At 41.1% G+C, this 7,785-nt stretch carries 4 protein-coding genes and 1 pseudogene; 2 read left to right on the top strand and 3 right to left on the bottom strand.

Features of this window, described 5'->3' with window-relative positions; translation table 11 throughout:
• Both L650_RS0107350 and L650_RS0107345 read right to left on the bottom strand, forming a co-directional pair.
• Positions 1-1,007 (bottom strand): annotated as a pseudogene (locus L650_RS0107350) (glycoside-pentoside-hexuronide (GPH):cation symporter); the annotation flags it as partial.
• A gap of 60 nt (positions 1,008-1,067) precedes the next feature.
• A complete protein-coding gene (locus L650_RS0107345; RefSeq protein WP_029772705.1) occupies positions 1,068-2,399 on the bottom strand; it encodes a GH1 family beta-glucosidase in 1,332 nt (443 codons plus the stop codon).
• Positions 2,400-2,657: 258 nt separating this feature from the next.
• Here L650_RS0107345 and L650_RS0107340 point away from each other — a divergent pair, with 258 nt between their 5' ends.
• Both L650_RS0107340 and L650_RS0107335 read left to right on the top strand, forming a co-directional pair.
• Positions 2,658-3,932: a sugar MFS transporter gene (locus tag L650_RS0107340; protein ID WP_024033438.1), complete on the top strand. Its 1,275-nt coding sequence runs from the start codon at positions 2,658-2,660 to the stop codon at positions 3,930-3,932.
• Complete coding sequence (locus L650_RS0107335; RefSeq protein WP_029772704.1) at positions 3,932-6,484, top strand: glycoside hydrolase family 3 protein; 2,553 nt, start codon at positions 3,932-3,934, stop codon at positions 6,482-6,484. Before L650_RS0107340 ends, L650_RS0107335 begins: the two co-directional genes overlap by 1 nt.
• A gap of 50 nt (positions 6,485-6,534) precedes the next feature.
• On the opposite strand, the gene L650_RS0107330 is transcribed toward L650_RS0107335, so the two are convergent.
• Complete coding sequence (locus tag L650_RS0107330) at positions 6,535-7,710, bottom strand: GGDEF domain-containing protein (RefSeq protein WP_029772703.1); 1,176 nt, start codon at positions 7,708-7,710, stop codon at positions 6,535-6,537.
• Positions 7,711-7,785 lie beyond the last annotated feature (75 nt).

Raw genomic sequence — 7,785 nt, 5'->3', positions numbered from 1 at the left:
GTAGCGGGGTGGCCATATCTAAAAAAAACTTCCACAAAATAAAGGCAGCAAATGCCAAGGTAATGTTATCAGGGGAGATAAAATAGCTCGCAATACATATGCCCGCAGCGATTAACTGCAAACTAATATAGGCTTTTATTTTACAAAATCGCTTAGCCAACGGCTGAGCACACGCACACCCAACCATACTGGCAACCACTCCTAGGGTCATAAAGGAGGTAATTAAATCTTCTTGCCCTAAATAGTATTTAACGTAATAAACCCCTAAGGTTAAACGTAATACTTGGCCAGTGAGTAAAAATAGCGCGGCAGCGCACAGGACTCGCCATTGATCGTTTTTAATCAAGGTTTTTAAACTTTTAAACAACGACAGGTTTTGCTCAGGCGGTTGCTCTACGCGCTCTTTGGTACCAAAAAAACACAGTAAAAATAACACTAAGCCAAGCAAGCTCATTGCCGTCATGGTGTATTGGTAGCCTTTGGCATTATCGCCTTGGCCAAAGTATTCAACCATTGGCATTGTACAGCCCGCAACAATAACGCCGCCTAACATACCAAACACAAAACGATACGATTGCACGCTAACACGCTCTTTTACATCGTTAGTGAGCACGCCACCTAATGCGCAATAAGGAATATTTATGGCGGTATACGCCACCATAAGCAAGCTGTAGGTAGTAAAGGCGTAAATAATTTTATCAGTGCCTTCAAGTTCTGGCGTGGTAAAAGCTAAAATACTAATAAGCGCAAAGGGCAGGGCAAGCCANCAATAAATAGGGCCTAAAATGGCCAAAGCGCGACTGTGTTTTATCGGCTAAGTTGCCCATAACTGGGTCGGTGATGGCATCAAACAACCTAACCACTAAAAACATGGTGCCTACCACCGCAGGAGAAAGCCCTACTACATCTGTGTAGTAAAGCATTAAAAACATCATAACTGTTTGAAAAATAATATTACTTGCCGTATCGCCAAGGCCATAGGCTATTTTTTCTTTTACACTTATCATGATGTTAGGTTCTCGCTTTTTGATTTTTATTTATGCGATTAATTGAATAGCTTTTATTGGCTATTTACGGCTTTGTATCAAGCTTTTATAAGCTTGGCCACTGGCTTTTATAGTACGTTGCTGAGTTTTATAATCAACGTAAACAATACCAAAGCGTTTTAAGTAGCCCTCAGCCCATTCAAAATTATCCATTAAGCTCCACGCAAAGTAACCAATAATATTAACCCCTTGGGCTGTGGCATCGTGCACGGCATTTAAGTGGCTATGATAATAGTTTAGGCGATCTACATCGTTTACCTCGCCATTTTTAATGGTGTCGGGCATAGCTGCGCCGTTCTCGGTAATATAAATAGGCGGTAAGGTGTAGGTGTTATTAAGCGTTACAAGTAAATCGGTAAACGACTGCGGGTAAATTTCCCAGCCCATGTCGGTTAAAGGCCCTTGTGGTGCAAGTGGCTCGTATATATCGCTAGGGTGCGCTTTGTATACTTGGCGCGTATAAAAATTAATGCCTAAGTAATCAATAGATTGTGAAATTATGTCCATATCGCCTGGGTGGATTTCAGGCTGCTGATTGCTAGGAAGCTGTTTTATAATTTCTGGGTATTGGCCATCCATTATTGGTTTCATATACCATTGATTTAAATAATCATCGGCGTAACGAGCTGCGTTTATATCCTCTGCTGACTGCGTTAATGGGTAGCAAGGTGTAAAATTAAGCACAATACCATTTTGAGTATTAGGCGAGGTTTGCTTTAACACATCCATTGCCAAACCATGGGCAAGCAATAAATGGTGCGCTGCTTTTTTACCGTACTCTTTGCCCACTAAACCTGGGGCATGTATGCCTACTTCGTAGCCTAAAAAGGCACTGCAAAATGGCTCATTTAGGGTCGCGTACGAAAATACCCGCTCGACAAATGCTTGGCTAATAAGCTTTACATACCGAGCAAATTCATAAGCTGTATCGCGGTTTAACCAGCCGCCTTTATCTTCTAAATGTTGAGGTAAATCCCAGTGATATAGCGTTACAAACGCTTTAATGTTGCGCTTATTAAGCTCATCAAGAATATTAGTATAAAACTTTACGCCCTCAGGGTTTAGCTCACCCGATAAGGTAATAACTCTCGGCCAAGAGATAGAAAGTCGATACGCATCTACGCCAAGCGAGTCTATTAATTCAATGTCGTTTTGCCACTGATTGTAATGATCGCAGGCAACATGCCCATTTGAGCTGTCGGCTATTTTGTTGGGTGTATCGCAAAAGGTATCCCATATACAGGGCAGGCGATGCTCATACCCGCCTTCAATTTGAAATGATGCCGTAGCCACACCATAAACAAAGTTTTTTGTTAATAGAGGTGAATGAGATGGTAACGATAATTTTGTCATTAGTAACAAACCTTTTTAAACCTTAAATGCATAAATAGCCACTGTATTTACTGCGATGAAGCGTAAGGGCGCGTTTATAAAAAAATAAAACTTGTTGAAATATGTTACATGTTCGTATTTAATTACACGTGAAAGCGCTTACATTTTTAGATTAGTGTTAATTGATACGAAGGTCAACTCTTTAATGTTGCTGGGTTACACGGCAATTTTTAATAACGACTTTTGCATTAATTTATAATAATAAATTGCGGAGAGCCCATGGCCAGTTCAGCACCACTGACGACACACACACAGTCGCAAAACTACCAAGATAAAAACTATGGTTTTGCATTAACATCTTTAACTACTTTATTTTTTATGTGGGGATTTATTACCTGCTTAAACGATATTTTAATCCCGCATTTAAAAGCGGTGTTTAACCTAACTTATGTTCAGGCAATGCTGGTTCAGTTTTGTTTTTTTGGCGCTTATTTTTTAATGTCACTGCCAAGTGGCTATATAGTTAAAAAATTAGGGTATAAAAAAGGCATTGTAGTGGGGTTACTTATAGCGGCATGTGGTTGTGTACTTTTTTACCCAGCCGCGGCGCTACATAATTACCCAGTATTTCTGTTTGCTTTATTTGTTCTGGCAAGCGGTATTACCTTATTGCAGGTTTCTGCAAACCCTTATGTAAGTTTATTGGGCGCCCCTAAAACAGCGTCTTCTCGCCTTACCTTAACGCAAGCATTTAATGCGCTAGGCACGACGGTTGCCCCTACATTTGGTGCATTTTTGATTCTTGACTCTGCCTCTGAGGCGTTTTTAACACCAGCACAAAATGCAGAGTCGGTACAACTTCCTTATTTACTATTAGCAGGCATGCTTATTTTACTAGCCGGTATTTTTGCGTGGCTTAAATTACCAGACATAATGAATGAGCAAAAAGAAGCCGCTGAAAAGTCAGAGACAATTGAAGGTAGTGCATGGCAATACCGCCACCTAACACTCGGTGCTGTGGGTATATTTATGTATGTAGGTGCAGAGGTTGCGATTGGCAGTTTTTTAGTTAGCTTTTTAGCACAAGAAAATATTGCCGGTTTAAAAGAGCATGTTGCCGCTCACTACATCACATATTATTTTGGTGGAGCTATGGTGGGGCGTTTTATTGGTGCAGCGGTAATGCAAAAATTACCCGCTGGTAAAGTACTTGGCTTTAACGCAAGTATGGCTATTATTTTGGTGGTTATTGCCATGAGCACGTCGGGTCAATTAGCAATGTGGTCAATACTACTGGTTGGTTTATTCAATTCTATTATGTTCCCAACTATTTTTAGTTTAGCGTTAAATGGCCTTGGTAAGCATACCGCGCAGGGCTCTGGTATTTTGTGCTTGGCGATTGTAGGGGGTGCAATAGTGCCACTTTTACAAGGTGCACTTGCTGATAGCGTGGGTGTTCAACTTTCGTATGTTTTACCAATTTTTTGTTACTTATTTATCGCGTTTTATGGTTTAAGCGGAAGCAAACCAGTTCAAGCTCAGGAGACTCTATAATGAAAACCCCTTTTTCACTTAATAAAATAGCACGTGCCTCATTAATTGCATCACTAGGCATTTTAGCGGCTTGTTCAAATGACGCGACAACCTCTCCTGAAGCTAATAATGCGTTGTCTAAAACAGAGAAAATTTGGCCAAAACTTAATATTGCCGTAAAACAAGACCCAGAAATTGAAGCCAAAATAGCAGATTATTTAAAAACGATGACACTTGAGCAAAAAGTAGCTCAAATGATTCAACCAGAAATTCGTGATATTACCGTTGAAGATATGCGCAAATATGGCTTTGGCTCATACCTAAATGGGGGCGGTGCCTTTCCTAATGGTGATAAACACGCAACACCAATGGACTGGGTAAAATTGGCTGAAGATTTTTATCAGGCGTCGGTAGATGACTCTATTGATGGCAGTAAAATACCCACAATGTGGGGCACCGATGCTGTGCATGGTCACAATAATGTAATTGGCGCGACCTTATTTCCGCATAATATCGGTTTAGGTGCGGCAAACAACCCTGCATTGATTGAGCAAATAGCAGCTATCACTGCGGTTGAAGTAATGGCAACGGGTATTGATTGGGTATTTGCACCTACAGTGGCTGTTGTGCGCGATGACCGCTGGGGCAGAACCTATGAAGGTTATTCAGAAGACCCCCGCATTGTACGCGATTATTCAGCTGCAATTGTAAATGGTTTACAGGGCAAGGCCGATGGCGACTTTTTAAGTGATAAACGTGTTATTAGTACCGTTAAGCACTTTTTAGGTGATGGCGGCACAGTCGATGGCGATGACCAAGGTAATAATATCGACAGTGAGCAAGATTTGTTTGATATACATGCCCAAGGCTATGTAGGCGGCTTATCGGCGGGAAGTCAGTCGGTTATGGCATCGTTTAATAGCTGGCATGGAGTTAAAAACCACGGCAACAAATACCTGTTAACCGATGTTCTTAAAACCCGCATGGGCTTTGATGGCTTTGTTGTAGGTGATTGGAATGGCCACGGTCAAATTGAAGGCTGTACAAACGAAAGCTGTGCACAGGCTGTTAACGCGGGGCTTGATATTTTTATGGTGCCAACGGGTGCTTGGAAGCCGCTGTACGAAAACACCATAGCGCAAGTGAAAGCTGGCGAAATCAGCATGTCGCGCATTGATGATGCAGTAAGTAGAATTTTACGCGTTAAATTGCGTGCCGGTTTATTTGATAAACCAAGCCCAGCTAAGCGTCAGTTTTCGGGTAAAACTGAGCTAATTGGTGCGCAGCAGCACCGCGAAGTTGCGCGTCAGGCAGTACGCGAATCACTTGTTTTACTTAAAAACAAAAACAATATTTTGCCTCTTGATGCAAACCAAACTGTACTTATTGCCGGCGATGGAGCCGATAACATAGGTAAGCAGTCGGGTGGTTGGAGTATTACTTGGCAAGGGACTAATAACAAAAATGCTGATTTTCCTGGTGCCACGTCTATTTATGCAGGTCTTGAAAAACAAATTACTGAGGCGGGTGGTCGTGCCATTTTAAGTGTGGATGGCTCATATGATGAGCGCCCAGATGTAGCCGTTGTGGTATTTGGTGAAGAGCCTTATGCAGAAGGCCATGGCGATAGAGATAACCTTGAATTTGAGCGAGGTAATAAAAAATCGCTCGCGTTATTAAAGTCGTTAAAAGAGCAGGGTATTGCGGTTGTATCGGTATTTATTTCGGGTCGCCCTATGTGGGTTAACAGTGAATTAAATGCCTCAGATGCATTTGTTGCAGCATGGCTGCCAGGTACAGAGGGCGGCGGTGTTGCCGATGTTATTTTAAAAGCCAAAGATGGCAGCATTCAACACGACTTTAGCGGCAAGCTTTCGTTTTCATGGCCTAAAACAGCAGTACAAGCAACGGTTAATAAAGGCGATGACGATTACAGCCCATTATTACCGTACGGCTTTGGTTTAACTTATGGCGATAAAAATGTATTGGCTGATAATTTAGACGAAGACTCTAAATTAGATAGCTCAGCACTCACTAGTATGGATATTTTAGTTGGAGCACCGGTTGCTCCGTGGCGTTTATTACTTAAATCTGGCGATGAGCTATTAGATGTATCAAGCAGTACTCATCAACTGGGTGCACTTAAATACCGTACTGAGGATAAAACAGTTCAAGAAGACGCGCGCCAATTTAATTTTAGTGGCGAGCAAAAGGCAAGTGCTGAAATAGTCACAAGCTTTGCAGAAGATACCATTACGTATTTAGAGGCTAATGGCGTTATTAGTTTTGATATTAAACTCAATGAGCCACTAACCGATGACGTAAACCTTGCTATGACTTGTTCAGGTGAGTGTGGTGGTGCGATTGCCTTGAGTAAAATGGTTGATCAATCCATCAAAAATAAATGGCAGTCGGTGTCGGTAGACTTACGTTGTTTTGCTAACCAAGGCGTTGACTTTGCAAGCCTTACAAGCCCTTTTAGTTTACATGCAAGCAGTAAAACCTCAGTGTCGGTAGCAAACATTCAGTTTGTGCCTAATAAGGCAGACTCTGCTGGGCTTAAATGTCAGTAATCATTTTGTTTTAGTGTGTATGTCAAAGCCCTTCAATTGAAGGGCTTTTTTTATGTGCAAACCGGTTTGTTATTTATAAAAGGGTTTTGTGCAGATTCATATATAACTTTGTCGCGTCCTGTGGTTTTAGCAATATACAAGCGCTTATCTGCCGCACTAAGTAGCGATTTAAAAGAGCTTATTTGAGTATCGCTGCACGCCACTCCAGCGCTTATTCTTAAATAAATGGTGTTGCCGTAATAGCTAAAGGGCTTGTTTTTAATGTTTTTTCTGAGGGTGTTTGCCGCGCACTGTGCCTCATTTAAAGTGCAGTGGCTAAGTAAAATTGCAAACTCTTCGCCGCCAACACGCGCGGTAACTGCCCTGTTAGAAAAAAGCGCGGCAATATGCTGCGAAACCCATTTAATTGCCTCATCACCTGCATCGTGTCCATATTCATCGTTAACGCGCTTAAAAAAGTCTATATCGACCATAATAATGCTAAGGGGATGCTCGTCATTATTTTTATTAAATAACGTATTGGCCACTGCATTTAAACCGCGTTTATTTAATAGCTGGGTTAATGGGTCGCGATTAGCAAGGGAGTTGAGTGTATGCTCTGTATTGGCAAACACTAAAAAAGGCAGCAATAGGGCGGCGCTAGTGGCAAGTATTAAGTGTACAGCTAAAGTAAATTGCAAAACAGAGGCAAAATCAAAGTTGAGCGCGGTAAAAAACGGCAACAGTAATAAAACTCCCTGTATTAGCATAACGAGTGCATGCAGTAATAGGCAAAGCAATAGCATACGTTGCTGTAATTTTGCTATAAAGCGGGTGCTTAAAACAATATACGAGGCATACAAAAATAACCCTGCCACAGTTAAACTAACCAATATTTGCTCTACAGCGGTGTTGTAAACTATGAGCAAAATAACCGCAGCCACGATGAGTAAATAGCTAACTTGCTTGCATATGCTTTTATTTAAAGGGCTGAGTGCTTTTAATCCCATAATTAAAAAAAGTGGGCAAGCAATAATAAATAAACTGGCAAAGTAATGGGTAATAAACGGCCATGCAATGATCACGCGTAAGCTTGCGCATAGTATGGCGAATGTAAAGGTGGTACAAGCTAGGCCAAAATATAAAAAACTAGTTTGTTTTTTATATTGATAAATAGAGATAAAATACAGCCCAATTATAAGGTTTAAAATAAAAGAAAGGCTTATAACGGTTGGTAAGTGCAGCATAGAAAGGTTCTTTTATTATAAAACGACTATTTTAATGGAGACTAGATACTAAAGCTTATGTTAATTACAGTAACC

The organism is Pseudoalteromonas sp. TB51 (assembly GCF_000498055.1).
Classification (GTDB): Bacteria; Pseudomonadota; Gammaproteobacteria; order Enterobacterales; family Alteromonadaceae; genus Pseudoalteromonas; species Pseudoalteromonas atlantica.
The sequence above is the reverse complement of the archived record's forward strand: the minus strand, read 5'-3'. Positions and strand labels throughout refer to the sequence as shown.